This is a genomic window from Coprococcus sp. ART55/1 (genome assembly GCF_000210595.1).
In the GTDB taxonomy this organism is placed as follows: Bacteria; Bacillota; Clostridia; order Lachnospirales; family Lachnospiraceae; genus Coprococcus; species Coprococcus aceti.
In genome coordinates this window covers 1,708,001-1,727,844 of the sequence record NC_021018.1, presented here as the reverse complement: position 1 = coordinate 1,727,844, position 19,844 = coordinate 1,708,001, and the positions used below count along the sequence as shown (strand labels likewise).

Annotated in this window: 19 protein-coding genes; 17 read left to right on the top strand and 2 right to left on the bottom strand. The window is 46.8% G+C overall.

The features are described from left to right. Positions 1-243 precede the first annotated feature (243 nt). From CCU_RS07925 to CCU_RS07860, 14 genes are all read left to right on the top strand, one after another. On the top strand, positions 244-1,581 hold the full coding sequence (locus tag CCU_RS07925; protein ID WP_015534221.1) for a TrkH family potassium uptake protein: 1,338 nt from the start codon (positions 244-246) through the stop codon (positions 1,579-1,581). A gap of 15 nt (positions 1,582-1,596) precedes the next feature. Then, positions 1,597-2,244 (top strand): potassium channel family protein, encoded by a 648-nt coding sequence (locus tag CCU_RS07920; protein ID WP_015534220.1) that lies wholly within the window; start codon positions 1,597-1,599, stop codon positions 2,242-2,244. A gap of 15 nt (positions 2,245-2,259) precedes the next feature. Then, a complete protein-coding gene (locus CCU_RS07915) occupies positions 2,260-2,514 on the top strand; it encodes a hypothetical protein (protein WP_015534219.1) in 255 nt (84 codons plus the stop codon). Positions 2,515-2,577: 63 nt separating this feature from the next. Next, positions 2,578-4,554 (top strand): ATP-binding protein, encoded by a 1,977-nt coding sequence (locus tag CCU_RS07910; RefSeq protein WP_015534218.1) that lies wholly within the window; start codon positions 2,578-2,580, stop codon positions 4,552-4,554. Beyond that, entirely contained in the window at positions 4,547-5,248 is a 702-nt protein-coding gene (locus CCU_RS07905) for a response regulator (protein WP_015534217.1), read from the top strand. Before CCU_RS07910 ends, CCU_RS07905 begins: the two co-directional genes overlap by 8 nt. A 323-nt stretch (positions 5,249-5,571) precedes the next feature. Next, complete coding sequence (locus CCU_RS07900; RefSeq protein WP_015534216.1) at positions 5,572-6,513, top strand: EamA family transporter; 942 nt, start codon at positions 5,572-5,574, stop codon at positions 6,511-6,513. 160 nt (positions 6,514-6,673) lie between these two features. Further along, positions 6,674-7,360: a zinc dependent phospholipase C family protein gene (locus CCU_RS07895; RefSeq protein ID WP_015534215.1), complete on the top strand. Its 687-nt coding sequence runs from the start codon at positions 6,674-6,676 to the stop codon at positions 7,358-7,360. A 296-nt stretch (positions 7,361-7,656) separates the two neighbouring features. Beyond that, positions 7,657-8,901, top strand: a complete 1,245-nt coding sequence (locus CCU_RS07890) for an ammonium transporter (RefSeq protein ID WP_015534214.1) — start codon at positions 7,657-7,659, stop codon at positions 8,899-8,901. Positions 8,902-9,148: 247 nt separating this feature from the next. Continuing rightward, entirely contained in the window at positions 9,149-9,496 is a 348-nt protein-coding gene (locus CCU_RS07885; RefSeq protein ID WP_004850656.1) for a P-II family nitrogen regulator, read from the top strand. Between the two features lie 327 nt (positions 9,497-9,823). Beyond that, positions 9,824-12,490 carry a cation-translocating P-type ATPase gene (locus CCU_RS07880; protein ID WP_015534213.1) on the top strand — a complete coding sequence of 889 codons (2,667 nt, stop codon included), beginning with the start codon at positions 9,824-9,826 and terminating at the stop codon, positions 12,488-12,490. A gap of 2 nt (positions 12,491-12,492) precedes the next feature. Then, entirely contained in the window at positions 12,493-13,554 is a 1,062-nt protein-coding gene (locus CCU_RS07875) for an inorganic phosphate transporter (protein WP_015534212.1), read from the top strand. A 240-nt stretch (positions 13,555-13,794) separates the two neighbouring features. Beyond that, positions 13,795-14,415 carry a DUF47 domain-containing protein gene (locus CCU_RS07870; RefSeq protein WP_015534211.1) on the top strand — a complete coding sequence of 207 codons (621 nt, stop codon included), beginning with the start codon at positions 13,795-13,797 and terminating at the stop codon, positions 14,413-14,415. Between the two features lie 314 nt (positions 14,416-14,729). Continuing rightward, positions 14,730-15,098: a CidA/LrgA family protein gene (locus CCU_RS07865; protein ID WP_004850651.1), complete on the top strand. Its 369-nt coding sequence runs from the start codon at positions 14,730-14,732 to the stop codon at positions 15,096-15,098. Next, positions 15,091-15,783 carry an LrgB family protein gene (locus CCU_RS07860; protein ID WP_015534210.1) on the top strand — a complete coding sequence of 231 codons (693 nt, stop codon included), beginning with the start codon at positions 15,091-15,093 and terminating at the stop codon, positions 15,781-15,783. Before CCU_RS07865 ends, CCU_RS07860 begins: the two co-directional genes overlap by 8 nt. Before the next feature lie 19 nt (positions 15,784-15,802). On the opposite strand, the gene CCU_RS07855 is transcribed toward CCU_RS07860, so the two are convergent. Beyond that, complete coding sequence (locus CCU_RS07855) at positions 15,803-16,396, bottom strand: helix-turn-helix domain-containing protein (protein ID WP_015534209.1); 594 nt, start codon at positions 16,394-16,396, stop codon at positions 15,803-15,805. 241 nt (positions 16,397-16,637) lie between these two features. On the opposite strand from CCU_RS07855, the gene CCU_RS14515 reads away from it, so the two are divergent. From CCU_RS14515 to CCU_RS07845, 3 genes are all read left to right on the top strand, one after another. Further along, on the top strand, positions 16,638-16,871 hold the full coding sequence (locus tag CCU_RS14515) for an iron-containing alcohol dehydrogenase (RefSeq protein ID WP_055224435.1): 234 nt from the start codon (positions 16,638-16,640) through the stop codon (positions 16,869-16,871). Continuing rightward, complete coding sequence (locus CCU_RS14510) at positions 16,826-17,152, top strand: iron-containing alcohol dehydrogenase (RefSeq protein ID WP_055224433.1); 327 nt, start codon at positions 16,826-16,828, stop codon at positions 17,150-17,152. Before CCU_RS14515 ends, CCU_RS14510 begins: the two co-directional genes overlap by 46 nt. Positions 17,153-17,431: 279 nt before the next feature. Next, positions 17,432-18,103 (top strand): YoaK family protein, encoded by a 672-nt coding sequence (locus CCU_RS07845; protein WP_015534207.1) that lies wholly within the window; start codon positions 17,432-17,434, stop codon positions 18,101-18,103. 147 nt (positions 18,104-18,250) lie between these two features. On the opposite strand, the gene CCU_RS07840 is transcribed toward CCU_RS07845, so the two are convergent. After that, positions 18,251-19,723: a DUF1846 domain-containing protein gene (locus CCU_RS07840; RefSeq protein WP_015534206.1), complete on the bottom strand. Its 1,473-nt coding sequence runs from the start codon at positions 19,721-19,723 to the stop codon at positions 18,251-18,253. Positions 19,724-19,844 lie beyond the last annotated feature (121 nt).

Here is a 19,844-nt window from a genome sequence, read left to right as displayed (position 1 = left end):
TAAAATGCCCCATATAATTCTGAAATTATTTATTCCCAGAAATTATATGGGGATATTTTATTCAAATGTCTGATCATGATATGATGCCGAGTTCTGTCAGAATTGATATGGCTCCTTCGGCGGTGTCTTTGTCAAAGCCGAGAGCCTTAATGCAATCTTAATACAGCACACCGGATCATTACACCGTTTTTTTATATTTCATGATATACTCTTTGTAAACAAACAAAAATAGGAGAAGTATATATGTCTGAAATTATACATAGAAAAAAGCGACTGTCATCCTTTAAGCTGATCGTTTTGGGCTTTGCCGGGGTTATTCTGCTCGGAGCACTGATATTGATGCTGCCGTTTTCATCGACTGCCGGAGTTGTTACGCCGTTTCACGAGGCGCTGTTCACATCGACCTCGGCCGTTTGCGTTACGGGGCTGGTCGTGCAGGATACGGGCAGTTATTGGTCCGCTTTCGGGCAGACGGTAATACTGCTGATGATCCAGATAGGCGGGCTCGGTGTTGTGACAGTTGCGGCATTTTTCGCCATGCTGTCCGGCAGAAAAATATCGCTGATGCAGCGCAGTACCATGCAGGACGCCATCTCTGCCCCGAAGGTCGGCGGGATCGTCCGCCTGACCCGCTTTATTGTACGGGGAACTTTTTTGATCGAGCTTATCGGAATGATCGTCATGCTGCCGACATTTTGCAGAAACTTCGGTATCAAGGGAATTTGGATGGCGGCATTTCATTCAATTTCCGCCTTTTGCAACGCCGGCTTTGACATACTCGGCACCGCAGAAAACAAATACCCGTCTCTTACGGGATACATCGGAGAGCCTACAATAAACATTGCAATTATGCTTTTAATTATTGTGGGCGGTATTGGATTTTTGACCTGGGACGATATTTACACAAACAAGTGGCATTTCAAAAAATACCGTATGCAGAGTAAGGTCATATTGGTAACAACGGCAATCCTCATTATCGCTCCCGCAGTATTCTTTTTCTTCTGTGATTTTACGGGGCTGCCGCTCGCCGAAAGGATTCTTGCGTCGCTTTTTCAGTCTGTCACACCGAGAACCGCCGGTTTCAATACCGCCGATCTTCCCGCTATGACCGGTTCCTCCAAGGCAATTATGATTCTGCTGATGCTCGTCGGCGGATCGCCCGGCTCCACGGCAGGCGGTATGAAAACGACCACGCTTGCCGTTCTGATTCTGAGTGCATTCTCCGTCTGTTGCAAAAAGGACGATGTCGAAGTCTGCGGCAGGCGCATTGACGGTTCGGCAGTGAAAAACGCCGCAGCCGTTGCCGTAATGTATTTCCTGCTGTTTTTTGTCGGCGGCATTGTTATCAGCACGGCAGAAGGTCTGCCGCTTAGCACCTGCCTTTACGAAACGGCGTCCGCTGTCGGAACGGTCGGGCTTACCCTTGGGATCACACCGCAGCTCGGTGTTCTTTCTCAGCTTATTTTGATCGTCTTGATGTATCTCGGCAGAGTCGGCGGACTTACCCTGATTTACGCGGCGATCTCCAATAAAAATCAGAGCGGTGCAAAGCTGCCGCTCGAAAATATCACAGTAGGATAAAGGAGTTACTATATTATGAAAAACATATTGTTGATAGGTCTCGGCAGATTCGGTAGGCATATCGCTTTGCAGCTGAATAAGCTCGGGCATGAGGTGATGGCGGTAGACAGCAACGAAGAAAGGGTCAATAAAATTCTGCCGATCGTTACTAACGCACAGATAGGTGACAGCACAAACACGGAATTTTTAAAGTCGCTCGGAATCGGAAACTTTGATGTGTGCATAGTCACCATAGGAGGAAATTTTCAAAATTCGCTGGAAACCACTTCTTTGCTGAAAGAACTCGGCGCAAAATTAGTTGTATCCCGTGCCGAGCGTGATGTGCAGGAGAAATTTCTTCTGCGTAACGGAGCGGACGAGGTCGTTTACCCAGAAAAACAGGTAGCAAATTGGGCTGCTATTCGGTACACCGCCGATCACATACGGGATTACATCGAGGTCGATGAGGCTCATGCCATTTTTGAGGTAGAGGTTCCGGAGGGGTGGATCGGAAAAACCGTCGGAGAGCTGGATATCCGCAGAAAATACAGCATCAATATCATGGCGACCAAGGAGAACGGAAAAATCAATATGGCAGTTTCACCGGAAACCGTTCTTACGAACAAGACCACTCTTTTGGTTCTCGGTGCTTACAAAGAACTGCAAAAGTGTTTTCGCATTTAACAGAGGTGAGTGAGGATGGCTGAACTATTGCTGATCGTCAGCCTGCTTGGCATATTTGCTTTCGGATTTTATCTTATGAGCAGGCTGGATCGATTTCTTGAAGAAAACAGAAAAGCATTGTTAAAGGAAAACGAATCCCGTGAGCCTTCCGAAATTCTGCTGCCGCAGGGGCTGTCCGAAAGTGAAATATTATGTGAGATCCGCCGTTTTCGTGAAACGCACGGAAATGTCGATATTATTCTTTCCGATGGGCAGAAGAATGATTTTTAGACTGCGGTAGATTTTTTTACAGTTTTACTGTATAATAATAAAATAAAAATGGCGGTGAAACCGATGAAAGTACAAAACGAACAGTCAAAATTCGATACAGACGAGCATATCCTTGTCTGCCTATCCTCTTCTCCGTCCAATGCAAGGATCATACACACCGCCGCAAAGATGGCTAAGACCCTTCATGCAAGATTTACCGCCATCTATGTGCAGACGGATACGGTCATAAATGATGAGGATCAGTCCCGACTTTCGCAGAACATACAGCTCGCGCAAAGGCTCGGCGCCGAGATCGTTATGACGCACGGCGAGGATGTACCGCTGCAGATCTCGGAATATGTCAGGCTTTCCGATGTCACAAAAATTGTGATCGGGCAAAGCAGTGCCAGACGCAGATGGCTGTTCGGAAGACCGACTCTCACTGAAAAGCTGATCTCCTCCGCCCCCGATGTTGACATTCATATTATTCCCGATGCACTGAACTACACAAAGCCGCACAGACGCCGTCTGTTCTTAGGTGCAGAGATACCGTCGCTGCGGGATATTGCCGTGACCGTCCTGGCGCTTGCCGTATGTACGGCGATCGGGTTTCTGTTCGACCATCTCGACTTTCCCGATACCAATATCGTTACGGTATACATCCTAGGTGTGCTGATGATCTCCGTTTTGACCAAAGGATACCTTTGCAGTATGGCAGGCTCACTTCTAAGTGTTGTATTGTTCGGATTTTTCCTTACCGAACCCAGGTTGTCCTTTCAGACATATGCCGTAGGCTATCCCGTTACCTTTGCAGTCATGCTGGCGTCTTCCGTTCTCACCGGCACGCTTGCCTCGAAGCTGAAAGATCATGCAAGGCTCTCGGCTCGCTCCGCGTTCCGTGTGCAGGTGCTGTTCGACACTGATCGTCTGCTGCAAAAAGCAAAAAGCAACGATGATGTTTTAAGCGTGACCTGTATGCAGCTCTCGCGGTTGCTTGACCGAAGCATTGTTGCCTATACGAAAGGCGAAAACGGAATGTTGTCCGGGCGGCTGTATGCCGAAAAAAAGGATACACACGCTGAAAAGCTGCTAAGCGATGCAGAGCGGCAGACCGCAGAATGGGTGCTTCAAAACGGTTGCCGTGCAGGAGCAGCGACAGCACAGTTTGGAAAATCCGAATGTCTTTATCTTGCGATCCGTGCAGGCGGCAGAGTATACGGTGTAATCGGGATACCGATGAAACCCGAAAAGCCCGATTCATTTGAGAGCAGCATCGTACTTTCGGTTGTGAACGAATGTGCGCTGGCAATGGATAATGCTCACAACGCCGCCGAAAAGGAACGGGCGGCAGATCTTGCAAAAAGCGAGCAGCTGCGCGCCGACCTTTTGCGGTCGATCTCACACGATCTGCGCACGCCGCTTTGCTCCGTTTCGGGTAATGCGGACACGCTTTTGCATAACGGAAACTGCCTGGACGAAGCAACCAAGCAGCAGATCTATAAAGATATTTATGACGATTCCGAATGGCTGATCGGCGTGGTGGAAAATCTGCTGTATGTTACACGGCTGAATGACGGACGCCTGAAGCTGGAGCTTACCGACCAGCTTGTAGACGAAGTGGTCAACGAAGCCGTTTCGCACTTGAAGAAAAAATCCGTCGGACACAAGGTGACGGTAAGGTGCGACGATTTGATCCTTGCCCGTATGGACGCACAGCTTATCGTGCAGGTCATTGTCAACCTTATTGATAATGCTTTGAAATATACCGAACAAGGCTCCGAGATCTGCGTAAGTGCCGAAAAACAGGGCGGGGATGCCGTAATCCGAGTCGCCGATAACGGAAACGGAATTGCAGACGATATGAAACCGCATATTTTTGAGATGTTTTACACCGGGAAAAATACCGTTGCAGACAGCCGCAGAAGCTTCGGGATCGGGCTTACCCTGTGTAAATCTATCGTAGAGCTGCACGGCGGAACGCTGACGCTTACGGATAACGTACCGCACGGCTGCATATTTACCTTTACTTTACCGCTCAGCGAGGTGACTCTGAATGAATAAACCCCTTGTTCTCGTTGTGGAGGACGACCGTCCCGTCCGCAATCTGATCGTAACAACATTAAAGGCGCACGATTACCGCTACCTGACCGCGGAGAACGGACACAGCGCTATTATAGAAGCGACCTCCCATAACCCGGATATCGTTCTGCTGGATCTGGGGTTGCCGGATATCGACGGCACACAGGTGATCGAAAGCATCCGCTCATGGTCAAATATGCCCATTATTGTGATCAGTGCGCGCAGCGAGGATAAAGACAAAATCACGGCGCTGGATGCCGGGGCGGACGACTATCTGACAAAGCCCTTTTCCATAGAGGAGCTTTTGGCACGCCTTCGGGTCACGCAAAGACGGCTGCTGCTGCTTCAGGCAAGCGGCGACGCCGACTCACCCGTTTTCCAAAACGGCAAGCTTAAAATTGATTATGCTGCCGGCTGTGCTTATCTAAATGGGGAGGAATTGCACCTGACCCCGATTGAATACAAGCTTTTGTGTCTGCTCTCTCATAATGTCGGAAAGGTGCTGACGCACACCTATATCACGCAGCAGATTTGGGGCAGCAGCTGGGAAAAAGATATTGCTTCTCTGCGGGTGTTCATGGCGACCCTGCGCAAAAAGCTGGAGTCGCAAAAGGACAGTCCGCAATACATTCAGACGCATATCGGCGTCGGTTACCGTATGCTGCGGGTAGACTGAGAAAAGCGAGAAAACAAGGATTTGAACTTATATGCAATAGAAAAGTGCTTGGCTTTGCTTTGGGGAGTATAAAACACAGCCTGTGCCAATTTGCCGTCCGAAACCGGGCGGCTTTGCTGTTTTTACGGAAATATACTGCTCACTATTCCAGACTGACGGACGCCGCCATTGTAGAATAAATCACTTTGCAGTAACTGTTACGCCCGCAACCTTAATCAAAGATCAAAATTTTTTCTAATCATTTTCCTGTTAGCTATAAAGATGATACAAAATGATAAATGTAAGTGTGTCTTACGGTCACATATAAATGGGAGGCGCGTAAAATGTGGATATTATTTGCTGCTGGTTCTTCGTTCTTTGCGGGAATCACGGCGATACTTGCAAAATGCGGTATAAGAAAGACGGATTCTGATGTGGCGACGGCCATAAGGACAGTTGTGGTTCTGCTGTTTGCTTGGCTGATGGTTCTTGTCACAGGAGCCTGGACTGCAGACACATATATCAGCGGCAAGACTTTGCTTTTTCTGGTCCTCTCCGGCCTTGCAACCGGCGCATCCTGGCTGTGTTATTTCAGGGCGCTGCAGAAAGGGGATATCAACAAGGTCGTTCCCATAGACAAATCAAGCACCGTGCTCACGATTCTGCTTGCCCTTATATTCCTACATGAGGGGATCACCTGGGTTAAGGGTATCTCAATAGTTATGATAGGTGTGGGCACTATGCTTATGATCACCAAAAAGAAAACTGCAGATGATCAGGAGCTGTCAGGGAAAGATGTCGAACATATGTCAACAGACGGTGGCAGTGTGGCACAGAAACAGCGGGGAATGGGACTTTTGCATGGCAGCTGGCTGTTGTACGCCGTGCTCTCAGCTGTTTTTGCCAGTCTGACAGCGATACTCGGCAAGGTAGGGATATCGGATATCAACTCAAATCTGGGCACGGCGATCAGGACAACGGTGGTTCTTGTCATGGCTTGGCTTATGGTGTTTGTGTCAGGAAAACAGCATGAGATAAAGGGCATAGAGAAGAAGGAGCTGCTGTTTATTGCGCTCTCCGGAATAGCCACGGGAGCATCCTGGCTGTGTTATTACAGGGCACTTCAGGACGGACCGGCAAGCGTGGTCGTCCCGATAGACAAGCTGAGCATGCTCATCACCATTGCATTTTCAGGAATCGTGTTCCACGAAAAGCTGACCAAGAAAGCGGCTGTTGGCGTGGTATGCATCACTGCTGGAACTCTCTTACTTGCCATGAATTTCTGAATATTTTACGGCCTATTTAGAAAGTATTTATAGTTTCTTCCTGTGGATTTTATATCTATCGTTTACACTATATACAACGAAAAAGATATAGAGGATACATTTGTACATGAGAAGCTTATCAAGCTGTGCTTGATGGCAGAACAGGCAGGAGGCGTTAAATATGAGAACAGCAGACCACATGAATCTGAGCAGATATATTATGGATCATATGGATGCCGGCGCATCTAAGCTGAAGAAGGCGGCGTTCATATTTGGCAGCATAGAGCCGGATATCAATATGTTGACTTATTTCAGGGGCAGCATCCATGGCGAGGAGAAGCTTAGAGGACACAACTATGAAAATGTCCAAAAGTATATGGAAAAACTTACAAATAAACTCACAAAGAAACTTGAAAAAGGCGGAATGGGAACTATAAGACAGAGCTTTCTTCTCGGAAAGCTTGTTCACTACGTGGCAGATTCATTCACATATCCGCACAACAGTATATTTCCTGGGAATCTTAGAGAACACTGCCAGTACGAGACAGAGCTGCATGGCTATGTGAATAAGACGATATCTTCAGTAGGTGTCAATATGGAAAGCATAGATGATGGGCGAGACATAGTGGAATATCTCAGAGAAATGCATGACAGGTATGTCAGTGAGGCTCTGGGATGCGAGAATGATTACAGACATATCACACATGCAATATCCGTGGTTACAGAGCGGTTCTGGCAGACAGAGAGTGTGTCAGTGCCATCCATGCGGGATGTTGTAATTGCATATAAGGAACATATCCCGGTTACGGCAAATGTAAGTATGGCAGCAGCTGGAAATGCTGGAATGGAGCCCACAGGGGTGGCGTAGAAATAGCAGCCGTAAAAAATCTGATATGTCTAAATTGAGTGCGCGATAAAGATTTAATTAAGAAACTTTGCAAAAACAACAAAATAGCTTGTGAAAAACAATTTAAAATTACCTCTTGCATTATTTTCTGAAGTCTGCTATTATAAATCACGACAAAGGCGTCAAATGAATCGAAAAGATTCGTTTGGCGCCTTTTTTGTTTCGACAATGGAGACGGAGGGGACAGGTACCTCCGTCCCCATGGGAGAATGAGATATCGCGTTCCCCAGATGAGTATAATTAAGGAGGAAGAAACTATGAATACGGGAGATACTGGTTTTATTATGATCTGTGCGGCTCTGGTGTTCTTCATGACACCCGGACTTGCATTTTTCTACGGAGGCCTCGTCAGGAGGAAAAATGTTGTAAATACCATCATGGCATGTACGGCCATCATGGGACTTTCAGTTGTCATGTGGGTGCTGTTCGGTTACTCGCTCTCATTTGGCACGAACCACGGAGGTGTTATAGGAGATCTCAAGTGGTTTGCACTCAACGGGATAAAGATGGATGAGGCTGGCCCTTATGCGGACAATATACCTCACCTTGTATACGTTGCATTTCAGATGATGTTCGCCATGATCACACCGGCGCTTATCACTGGTTCACTGGTCGGACGTGTGAAGTTCAAGGCATTGTTCTTCTTCATCATGCTCTGGTCGATCATCGTTTATTACCCAATGGCTCACATGGTATGGGGCCAGGGTGGTTTCCTCGGAGAGATCGGATCAGTTGATTTCGCGGGAGGAAATGTAGTACATATAAGCTCAGGTGTGAGCGCCCTTGTATTCTCTATCATCCTTGGAAGAAGAAAGGGATATGAGAACACAGCATACAGAGTTCACAACATTCCATTTGTAGCACTCGGTGCATTTATACTGTGGTTTGGATGGTTCGGTTTCAATGCCGGAAGTGCCCTTGGCGCAAATGGTCTTGCAGCACATGCGTTCATGACAACAGCAATTGCCAGTGCTAGCGCAATGCTCTCATGGATGATAATAGATGTTATAAAGGATGGAAAGCCTACCCTGGTCGGTGCATCGACAGGCCTTGTAGTCGGTCTTGTGGCCATAACACCTGGTGCAGGATTCGTACCAATCTGGTCATCATTCATCATCGGTGCACTTGTCAGCCCGATCTGCTGCTTTACAATATCATTCCTGAAGGGTAAGCTGAAGATAGACGATGCACTTGATGCATTTGGATGTCATGGTATCGGAGGTGTCTGGGGAGGTATCGCAACAGGTTTATTTGCAAAGAGCTCGATCAACAGTGTAGCTCGTTGGGATGGTCTGGTATTCGGAGATGCACATTTGTTTCTGATGCAGCTTGTTGGCATTGTGGTTACGATCGCGGTAGCCGTAGTCGGAACACTTATCTGTCTTGGAATCGTGAGACTCTTCACACCACTCCGTGTAACAGACAGAGAAGAGAAGGTAGGTCTGGATATCTCAGAGCACGGTGAGAGTGCATATCCAACATTCAATGGACTTGATTCGTAGGAGGATGCAATTGCGAACTGGATATGTATAGACTGTTGAACTGATTTAGAATACCAATCAGGGAGCGCTTCCGCTTAACTCAGGCTGCAGCGGTACTAAGGCGCTGCCTGGGGGCACCACCTAAGGACCGGCGCCCTCGTATATCCCTGAGTTGGTAGTTCTAAATCAGCTCAACAAAATAAGAATACTATGTTCGCAATTGCCTGCATATTCTGGAAATTTGGCAAAGTGAAAGGAGAATATCATTATGATGATAAAGGTTGAGGCTATCGTGCGCGAGGAGGTCTTTGAGGACGTCAAGGAAGCACTGAACGCTATAGATGTAAATGGAATTACAGTGTCTCAGGTTATGGGATGCGGGGCACAGAGAGGATATAAGAAACTTGTCCGTGGTACGGAGGTAGATGTGGTGATGCAGCCAAAGATCAAGTTTGAGATAGTTGTGTCATCTGAGGAATGGGAGAAGAAGACCATCGAGGCTATCCAGAAGGCGGCATATACAGGCGAGGTTGGAGACGGCAAGATATTCAGCTACGAGATCCGCACTGCAACTAAGATCCGTACAAAGGAGAGCGGCTATGATGCTCTGAATTAAAAGTTTATAATTTCTTTACCAAATACTAGCCGGGAATCCTTTGACAATCACAGGGTTCCCGTGTTATTATGTCGGAAATATCAGGGAGTAGTTCACATCGGTTATAAGATGTTGTGCGATCTCGTCATCACGTTTTCTGGCTGGGACATACCTGTGCAGGGAACCGGGACGCACGCTTTCGGAGTATATATAGTAGTGTATATAGAAATTGAAAGGAACGAGACTTTTATTGTGTGTTTATCATGCAATGAAGGTCTCGTTCCTTTTTCTTTGCATGACACACACAACCTGTTTACAGAGATTAAGAAGAAAAGGAGTCTGGTGTGTATGACAGAGAAAAATTTTTGGAACTGTTCCGGTGATGAATTACTAAAAGAATTCAAGACAGACAGCCGCGGACTGTCGACGGAGCGGGCAGAGGAGATCCGCAGTGAAAAGGGAGAAAATGTTCTCCAGGAAGGCAAGAGAAAGAGCACATTACAGGTGTTCCTCAGCCAGTTTTGTGACCTGCTGGTGATCATACTGATCATAGCAGCGGTCATTTCTATGTTTTCTGACAATATCGAGAGTACCATAGTAATCTTGGCGGTACTCGTCATGAATGCTGTGCTTGGAACGGTGCAGCATGTGAAAGCCGAGCGTTCGCTTGACAGTTTGAAACAGCTTTCATCCCCAAATGCAAAAGTTATGAGAGATGGTGTGAAGCAGGAGCTTCCGTCCCGCGAGATAGTTCCGGGTGATATCGTGCTGCTCGAGGCGGGCGATATGATAGTTGCCGATGGAAGGATACTCAGGAACTTCTCACTCCAGGTAAATGAGAGTTCACTCACCGGAGAATCTACAAATGTGGAAAAGAATGATGCAATAATAGAAGGTTCCGTGCCTCTTGCAGACAGGACAAATATGGTGTATTCAGGAAGTCTTGTTACATACGGACGAGCAGAGGTGCTTGTGACCGGAACAGGAATGGATACGGAGCTCGGCAAGATTGCAGGACTTATGAATGCGGCAAAGGAGAGAAAGACTCCGCTTCAGGAGAGCCTTGACAAGTTCAGTGCAAGGCTTGCGGCATTCATCATGATCGTGTGCGCGCTGGTATTTGTCCTCTGTATATACAGAAAGATGGCGGTGCTTGATTCCATGATGTTCGCAGTCGCTCTTGCAGTTGCAGCAATACCTGAGGCTCTTGGTTCGATAGTTACCATCGTGCAGGCATTTGGCACCCAGAAGATGGCGAAGGAGAATGCGATCATCAAGAACCTCAAGGCGGTTGAAAGCCTTGGATGCGTGTCAGTCATCTGCTCAGACAAGACCGGAACACTTACACAGAACAAGATGACCGTGCAGGAGATATATCTGGATGGAAAACTTTACAAGCCGGAGGAGCTTGATTCCCATAACCAGCTCCACAGATATCTGCTATATGATGCGGTTCTCACCAATGATTCCAGCATAGTGGATGGAAAAGGAATAGGAGATCCGACGGAATATGCATTGCTTGAGATGTTCCGCCAGGTCCACATGATGCCAGGCATGGAGACGGAGGGTAAAGGTACCTCTGTTCCTGCGGAGGCTGTAAAATGGAGTCTGAAGGAGGATGTACTCAGGGACTGCATGGACAGAATGGAGGAGGTTCCGTTCGACTCGGACAGAAAGCTTATGAGTACAAAGTATCTGCTTCATGGGGTTCCGACCATACTCACCAAGGGTGCTGTTGATGTGCTGCTTGACAGATGCGTAAGCGTGAGATACAGCGATGGCGTAAAGCCTATGACAGATGAAGAAAAAGCGAAGATCAAGGCTCAGAACAAGGCATTCTCAGAGAATGGCCTCCGTGTACTGTCATTTGCATATAAGGAAAGTGATGAGGTACTGGGAGTTGATACTGAGTATGGATTTACATTCCTTGGACTTGTGTCCATGGTGGATCCGCCACGCCCGGAGTCTATGGCAGCGGTTGCCGATGCAAGGCGTGCGGGCATAAAGCCGGTCATGATAACTGGAGACCACAAGATCACAGCGGTTGCCATAGCGAAGCAGATCGGAATATACGAAGATGGGGACATGGCACTCACGGGAGAGGAGCTTGACGCTCTGTCTGATGAGGAGCTTGCACGTGACATAACAAAGATATCTGTATATGCCAGGGTGTCACCGGAGAATAAGATAAGGATAGTCGATGCATGGCAGAAGAACGGCAATATAGTAGCCATGACAGGCGATGGTGTCAATGATGCCCCTGCACTCAAGAAAGCAGACATAGGTGTTGCCATGGGAATAACCGGCACGGAGGTGTCCAAGGACGCGGCGGCTATGATACTGTCAGATGACAACTTTGCAACCATCATCAAGGCGGTGTCAAATGGACGAAATGTATACAGGAACATAAAGAATGCGATACTGTTCCTGCTGTCAGGAAACACAGCTGGAATACTGGCGGTGCTTTATACCTCGATAGCTGCCCTGCCTGTTCCGTTTGCACCTGTACATCTGTTATTCATCAACCTGCTCACAGATTCTCTTCCTGCGCTCGCGATAGGAATGGAGCCGGCTGATCCATCGCTGCTCTCAGAAAAACCGAGGGATCCTAAGAAGGGAATACTGACATCTGACTTTATGGCAAAGATGCTCTCGGAGGGCCTTCTCATCGCTATAGCGACCATGACAGCATTCCATCTTGGCCTGCCGGTGAGTCCGGCAAAAGCCACTACCATGGCATTTGCAACACTGACACTTGCCAGACTGTTCCACGGTTTTAACTGCAGAAGTGAGGAGTCGATGTTTAAGCTTGGATTTAGATCAAATAAATACAGCGTATATGCATTTTTAGCCGGAGTGGCATTTCTGGCTGCGGTCCTGTTCATACCGGGACTTCACAGTCTGTTCAGCGTGGTAAGTCTTGGAGCAGCGGATGTGCTGAAGATAGCGGGACTTGCATTTGCACCAACTGCGATAATACAGATCATTAAGGCCATACAGGATAATAGGAGATAGACATGCTGGAGAATATTACATTTTCATATTTTGCAGAGCAGGTTGTGAGCCATCCGGCGCTTTTGATCGCCGTCCTGCTGACACTTGGAGTAATTCTGGTAAATGGATGGACGGATGCACCAAATGCCATAGCGACGTGTGTGTCTACCAGATGTATAGATGTGGATAAGGCGATAATTATGGCGGCTGCCTGCAATTTCCTTGGGGTGCTTATCATGTCGCTTGTCAATTCAAAGGTAGCCATGACTATCAAGAACATGGTGAATTTCGGCGGTGACACAGACTCAGCTATGATCGCTCTGTGTGCGGCAATGACGGCGATCGTAATATGGGCAATCGGTGCATGGGCATTTGGCATACCAACAAGTGAGAGCCATGCACTGATAGCCGGACTTACGGGCGCAGCCATAGCACTTCAGGGAGGACTGGACGGTGTAAATCCTTCAGAGTGGATAAAAGTAATATATGGTCTTGTGCTGTCAACCGTTCTCGGATTCGCAGTCGGATTTGTGGTGTGCAAGCTGCTCGCGGTTATCTGTTACCGCTTTGACAGAAGAAAGACAAATGCTTTCTTCTCAAAAGCACAGGTGGCCGGCTCGGCGGCGGTGGCATTCATGCACGGAGCCCAGGACGGTCAGAAGTTCCTGGGAGTTCTCCTGCTTGGGCTGTTTCTCGTAAATGGACAGAGCAGTGCAGAAAATGTAATGATACCAATATGGATGATGATACTTTGCTCGGTTGTCATGGGACTTGGAACATCAATTGGAGGAAAGAAGATCATCAAGTCTGTTGGAATGGATATGGTAAAGCTTGAGAAATATCAGGGATTTGCGGCTGATCTGTCGGCGGCACTCTGTATCCTGCTCTCGACGGTATGTGGAATCCCGGTCAGCACCACCCATGTGAAGACGACAGCCATCATGGGCGTGGGTGCTGAGAAGAGGGCATCTGCGATCAACCTCAAGGTGGTGCGTGATATGGTGCTCGCCTGGGTGCTCACATTCCCTGGCTGCGGTGTCATAGGATATGGCATGGCAAAGCTGCTGATCGTGTGGCTGGGGTAGTTTGTAGGTGGTTGAAAATGCAGGCTGAGAAGTGCAAGTGATATTTTGACATACCAATCAGGGGTCGTTCCCACTTAACTTAGCCTGCAGCGGTACTAAGGTGCCGCTTGAGGCTCCACCTAAGGACCGGCGGCTGCGTATTCCCCTGATTTGGTAATGCAAAAATCACTTACACGATTGCAGCGTATGAGTTTTTCAACCACCTACAAACACAGAGTTTTTATTATAAGGAGAAAAACTATGAAGAAGAAAAAGGACGAGTTTTATTTTAAAAATCTGAATACATGTGTGGAGATCTCGTATCAGGCTGCGGAGTTTCTGAAGAACGTAGTCGTGGATTTTTCGGTGGACACCATCAAGGAAAATCTTGATCGTATGCATGAGCTTGAGCAGAAGGCCGATGGCAAGAAACATAAGATGATGACTGTGCTCAGTCAGGCGTTCATAACACCGATTGAACGGGAGGATCTGGTTGCCCTGTCTAACTATCTGGATGATATTACCGATGCTGTTGAGGATGTGTTCCTACAGATTTATATGTGCAATGTGGATACTATCAGAGAGGATGTACCCCAGATGGTAGAACTGCTCCTCGAGTGCATCAAGGCACTGCAGGATGTGATCGGAGAATTGAAGAGATTCAAAAGTTCAAAGACCATTGGGCAGAGCATAATCAGGGTAAATGATCTTGAGGAGCAGGGAGACAGATTGTATGTGGAGAATATGCACAGACTGTACGGTGAGAGTGACCTTAGGACTGTGGTCGTGTGGAAAAACATATATGCCTGCATAGAGAACTGTATGGATGTGTGCGAGCATGCGGCGGATATTGTGAACACAGTGATCATGAAAAATTCATAGGATGAGATTCCTGCAAAAAATAATAGTCAATAGAAATATTTACGAAATATTTTCAGATTGAATTAAAAAATTTGTTATATTTATCAAAAATTAGAAAAAGCAGAATATTCTATTGAATAAAATCAGAGTGAGAATATAATAATCAAAGGGTTAAAGGGTGGTTTGAATATACAGAGTAATTATATCTGTGTATCGAACCTCCTTTTTTGTGAAAAAGGCCCGACATGCGGAGGCTGTATACAGGCATGTATACCAAAGTTATGAATTGTTGCTCCATATGTGCATGATAAATATATAGAAGGAAGACAAAAAAGATGAAATATTTGAAGCAGTTTCTTATAATCCTCGCCATATCCTTTATCGGTGAGATACTTAAGTACATAGTTCCACTACCGATTCCGGCGAGTATATATGGTATGGTTATCATGTTTATCTGCCTACAGACCAAGATCCTCAAGCTGGACGATGTGAAGAGTGTGGGCAAGTTTCTCATAGAGATCATGCCGGTTATGTTCATACCAGCCGGTGTGGGCCTTATGTCGTCGTGGGGAACGCTTAAGCCTGTGCTTGTGCCAGTCAGCGTTATAACGGTGGTCGTTATCATAACGGTCATGCTTGCTTCAGGCTGGGTATCACAGCTTATAATAAGGAGAGACAGGAAGAAGGAGACTGAAAATGAGTGATATGTTTGAATCGTCCATATTTGCAGGGGTGACTATAAGCCTTCTGGCATATATGTTTGGAAGTGTACTTAAAAAGAAACTTAAGATAGCTATACTTAATCCACTGCTGGTGTCCATCATAGTGACTATAGTGGTTCTGGTTGTGGCTGATGTGGATTACGATGTGTACAATGAAGGCGCAAAGTATCTGAGCTGGTTCCTCACACCGGCTACAGTGTGTCTTGCAATCCCACTCTATGAGCAGTGGGAGCTTTTAAAGCACAATTATAAGGCTGTGCTCGGCGGTATAGTTGCCGGAGTTATAACGAGTCTGACTACAGTCCTTGTGTTGTGCAAGGTCATGGGACTTTCCCATAAAGATTATGTGACACTTCTTCCGAAGTCCATAACCACAGCTATCGGAATGGGTGTTTCGGAAGAGCTTGGCGGATATGTGACCATCACGGTTGCAGTCATAGTTGTGACCGGAGTGATCGGCAATATAATCGGAGAGATCGTGTTCAAGATATTCCGTATCAAAGAACCTATATCAAAGGGACTTGCCCTGGGATCATCAGCCCATGCCATCGGAACTGCCAAGGCTATGGAGATCGGCGAGGTTGAAGGAGCCATGAGTAGTCTGTCGATTGCAGTTACAGGAATACTCACGGTCATACTCGCGTCGGTGTATGCACATTTTATGTAATGGATATAATTGGAGAGAGTTATACTTTTCGTATCTCTCTGAGCTTATATGCAGCCATGAGCTGGAATCTGACCTCCGCATTGGAGAGATCATATTCCAGCTCTTCTTTTATTATCCGGAGCCTGTAATTTATCGTATTCCTGTGGCAGAACATTTTCTCAGAGATGTGCTGAACACTGCCGCTGCACTTAAGATATTCGTACAGAGTGTCCGTCAGAGCTGAGTGATGGGTTTTGTCGTACTCTATGACACCACCGAGCTGCTCTGCGATGTCACTACATTTGTCTGCGATGGATCCGGAGGAAGGGCATCTCAGGATAACTGTCGGACTGCCATCATATACAAATGCATGAAAGACAAGATCTGTATTGTTGCAGACCTTCTGCAGGATATACATGAAATCATCTGTTGCTTCTGTATCGATGGACAGAACGTTGTAGCAGCCATTGTTGAATCCGGAGCCTCTTAGTGTGTCAGTCTGCTCGTCGGTCAGAGAATTCCCCATGAGAATATTCTGGAATGCTGCGGTCATGTTGCCATCATCCCTGGAGTCTTCAAATATCCTGTTGTAGTAGTCGTGGGTTATATCAAATATCCTTGTGTCCCATGGCATGGTGAACAGCGGGAACGAATATAGGTGACACAGCCTGACGATCTCATCGGTTATGTCCTCCTCAAATATATATCTGCCGGTATTCAGAATAAGTCCGCAGGTTCCCCTCCGTTCAAGAATGTGGATGTGGATATATCCTCTGATATGTATACCCAGCTTACGATGTTCTCCATTCCCTTTCCGCCGGATATCAGGTTGAGGTTGTATTTTCGCTTGGGTCAGCGATACGGCACTTCCGCTTGTGCTTATTCCTACAACCTGTGGAACAGGTTCAGAGGGAAATGGATTTGCGGTTCTCACCAATCCGGAAAATGGCGACAAGAAGTCGCTCAGATGCAATGCCATCGTGGCAAAGGTATCCATCGTGGATCCGGACTGCATGAAGACCATGCCAAAGCATGTGCTTGCAGCAGTTGGATTTGATGCACTGTGCCACTGCATGGAGGCATACACATCAAAGATCTCGCAGCTCTGACACCGGTTATCATCGAGGCATCCTACAAGGGAGATCACTTCAAGTTTGCGAAGATCGCCAGAATATTTGGTGGTATCACGGCGGATGATCTGGCATCGAAGATCAGAACTCTTCTGAAGAATCTTGATCTGGATGTCAAGCTTTCAGATCTAGGAATCGAGGAGAAGGATATTCCTTGGATGGCTGAGAACTGCATGAAGGTTTCGGCGGCCAGCATAGCTAACAACCCTGTGGTATTCACACAGGAGGAGATCGCTGAGATATATAAGAAGGCAATGTAGATAAAATAATTTAAAATATTGATGAATCGCCAGGACATGCGAGAGTGTATCCTGGCGGTTTTTATGTTTGCGAATTATAGCGTTTGCAAATTTCTTCCAATTCTATAATATTTAAACAATCATATCAATTCTAGATAATTGATTTGTTTCGCTGGAATCATTTTGCTGTATGTCCACTTGTAAAAAAAGGATTTTGTGCTATCTTATTTAATTGAATTGCGATTTATTGGGCTGAGTGTGCCCTATCGATTCAATAAGGAGAGAAAAGAGACAAATACCATGCTAAGAAAGAAACATGAACTCAGACAGACATCCGAGACATTTCTGTTAAGTGCCATACTTGCACTGTCAGGAGGTTTTCAGGATGCATATACATACAATGCCAGAGATGAGGTGTTCTCCAACGCCCAGACAGGAAATGTGGTTCTCATGAGCCAGCATCTTATGATGGGAGATTTTAAGATTGCATTGAGATACCTTTTTCCGTTGATCGCATTTGCACTTGGCGTGCTGGTGGCGGAGAGGATAAGCCATAGATACAAGAATGCATCCCGCATACATTGGAGACAGATAGTTGTGCTGGTGGAGATCGTGATATTGTTTGCGGTTGGATTCATACCGGTGAGGTTCAATCTGCTCGCCACGATGCTTGTGTCATTTGCCTGCTCCATGCAGGTTCAGACTTTCAGAAAGGTAAACGGCTACGGCTATGCCAGCACGATGTGTATAGGAAATCTCCGAAGCGGGACGGAGAGTCTGTCGGTATACCTCAGGGACAAAGAGCCTGGGGCACTCAGAAAGGCCATGCACTATTATGGAATCATCATCATATTCGCACTTGGCGCCGGAGCTGGCGGCGTGTGCACGCTGCATCTGGGGTTCAAGTCGATCTGGATATCCAGTGCACTTCTTATGGTGGCACATCTCATGATGTATAAGGAGAAGAGATAACGCACTGTTTTTATCTGAAGAGTAGCTGGATGTTCAAAATATCACAAAATTATCGCTAAACAGCAAAAAAGCGGCAGAAAGATACAATTTTAAATTATTTTGTATCTTTCTGCCGTTTTTTCATAAAAATGCGAAAATATTATGCGCTTACATCCTACCCTCATACACCGCTTCGTTCGTGAACTCGATTCCAAGCTTCTTGAATGTGTTCATATCAACCGCCGACAGTATGGCAGATGTGTGAAGCTGGCATCCGGCAAGCTTTGGAAGCTGCTGCAGAGCAAGCTTGGCATTTGGATCTGATACTGCACACATGGACAGGGCGATGAGAACCTCGTCTGTGTGGAGTCTTGGATTCTTGCTGCCAAGGTACTGAGTCTTGAGCTTCTGTATAGGCTCGATAAATGTTCTTGAAATCAGGTGTGTCTTCTTGTCGATGCCGCCAAGTATCTTGATGGCATTCAGGAGGACTGCTGATGAAGGTCCGAGAAGGTCTGAGGTAGAACCTGTGACGATGGTTCCGTCTGGCAGCTCAAGTGCAGCGGCAGCAGAACCGGTCTCCTCGGCAAGCTTGTTAGCAACAGGGACAACGGCGCGGTCATCCACGGTGATCTTTGCCTGCTTCATGATGAGTTCTTGCTTGTAGACCTCATCCTTTGTAGCCTCGTCTCTGACAAATCTGTTCACGGACTGATAATATCTTCTGATGATCTCCTGCTTTGAAGCCTCCTGACAAGCCTCGTCGTCAACGATGCAGTTTCCTGCCATGTTGACACCCATGTCTGTAGGTGACTTGTATGGGCAGTGTCCGTAGATTCCCTCGAACATAGCCGCAAGGACAGGGTAGATCTCTATATCACGGTTGTAGTTGACTGTGGTCTCACCGTATGCTTCCAGATGGAACGGATCGATCATATTCACATCGTTGAGGTCGGCAGTTGCAGCCTCGTATGCCAGGTTTACAGGGTGCTTGAGAGGAATATTCCAGATAGGGAATGTCTCAAACTTTGCATAGCCAGCCTTCACACCGCGCTTATTCTCATGGTAGAGCTGGGAGAGGCATGTAGCCATCTTGCCGCTTCCAGGGCCAGGTGCTGTGACGATGACGAGAGGTCTGGTAGTCTCAACATACTCGTTCTTGCCGTATCCCTCATCGCTGACGATCTTTTCTACGTTGTTTGGATATCCGTCGATTGAATAGTGGTGGTAAACCTTGATCCCTATTGCTTCAAGCTTCTTCTGGAAAACATCCGCAGAAGACTGTCCAGCGTATCTGGTGATTACCACACTGCTCACATACAGTCCCTTTTCTTTGTATACGCCTATAAGTCTGATGACATCCTGATCGTAAGTGATGCCGAGGTCGTGTCTGATCTTGTTGCGCTCTATGTCGGCAGCATTTATAGATATGATCATCTCAGCCTGGTCTGCAAGCTGGAGAAGCATCTGAAGTTTACTGTCCGGAGCGAATCCTGGAAGGACTCTGGATGCGTGATAGTCGTCGAATAACTTTCCACCAAATTCCAGATACAGCTTGTCTCCGAACTGTCCGATCCTCTCTCTGATATGCTCAGACTGCATGGACAGATATTTGTCATTGTCAAAGCCAATTTTTCTCATCTTGTGAATCTCCTTAAACTATAATTGAACAGACATATGGTTTTGTCTGTGTATCTCTTTATGAAATAATGTAATAAGTAAGAATACTTAAATTTATAAAGCGTCCTATAAGAGAATACCA

Excerpts from the sequence above, each read along its gene's own strand:
- CCU_RS07885 (WP_004850656.1), top strand. The coding sequence starts at position 9,149 with ATGATGATAAAGGTTGAGGCTATCGTGCGCGAGGAGGTCTTTGAGGAC.
- CCU_RS07890 (WP_015534214.1), top strand. The coding sequence starts at position 7,657 with ATGAATACGGGAGATACTGGTTTTATTATGATCTGTGCGGCTCTGGTG.
- CCU_RS07910 (WP_015534218.1), top strand. The coding sequence starts at position 2,578 with ATGAAAGTACAAAACGAACAGTCAAAATTCGATACAGACGAGCATATC.
- CCU_RS07855 (WP_015534209.1), bottom strand. The coding sequence starts at position 16,396 with ATGCCATGGGACACAAGGATATTTGATATAACCCACGACTACTACAAC.
- CCU_RS07860 (WP_015534210.1), top strand. The coding sequence starts at position 15,091 with ATGAGTGATATGTTTGAATCGTCCATATTTGCAGGGGTGACTATAAGC.
- CCU_RS07875 (WP_015534212.1), top strand. The coding sequence starts at position 12,493 with ATGCTGGAGAATATTACATTTTCATATTTTGCAGAGCAGGTTGTGAGC.
- CCU_RS07915 (WP_015534219.1), top strand. The coding sequence starts at position 2,260 with ATGGCTGAACTATTGCTGATCGTCAGCCTGCTTGGCATATTTGCTTTC.
- CCU_RS07920 (WP_015534220.1), top strand. The coding sequence starts at position 1,597 with ATGAAAAACATATTGTTGATAGGTCTCGGCAGATTCGGTAGGCATATC.
- CCU_RS07840 (WP_015534206.1), bottom strand. The coding sequence starts at position 19,723 with ATGAGAAAAATTGGCTTTGACAATGACAAATATCTGTCCATGCAGTCT.
- CCU_RS07865 (WP_004850651.1), top strand. The coding sequence starts at position 14,730 with ATGAAATATTTGAAGCAGTTTCTTATAATCCTCGCCATATCCTTTATC.
- CCU_RS07900 (WP_015534216.1), top strand. The coding sequence starts at position 5,572 with ATGTGGATATTATTTGCTGCTGGTTCTTCGTTCTTTGCGGGAATCACG.
- CCU_RS07870 (WP_015534211.1), top strand. The coding sequence starts at position 13,795 with ATGAAGAAGAAAAAGGACGAGTTTTATTTTAAAAATCTGAATACATGT.
- CCU_RS07880 (WP_015534213.1), top strand. The coding sequence starts at position 9,824 with ATGACAGAGAAAAATTTTTGGAACTGTTCCGGTGATGAATTACTAAAA.
- CCU_RS07845 (WP_015534207.1), top strand. The coding sequence starts at position 17,432 with ATGCTAAGAAAGAAACATGAACTCAGACAGACATCCGAGACATTTCTG.
- CCU_RS07895 (WP_015534215.1), top strand. The coding sequence starts at position 6,674 with ATGAGAACAGCAGACCACATGAATCTGAGCAGATATATTATGGATCAT.
- CCU_RS07925 (WP_015534221.1), top strand. The coding sequence starts at position 244 with ATGTCTGAAATTATACATAGAAAAAAGCGACTGTCATCCTTTAAGCTG.
- CCU_RS07905 (WP_015534217.1), top strand. The coding sequence starts at position 4,547 with ATGAATAAACCCCTTGTTCTCGTTGTGGAGGACGACCGTCCCGTCCGC.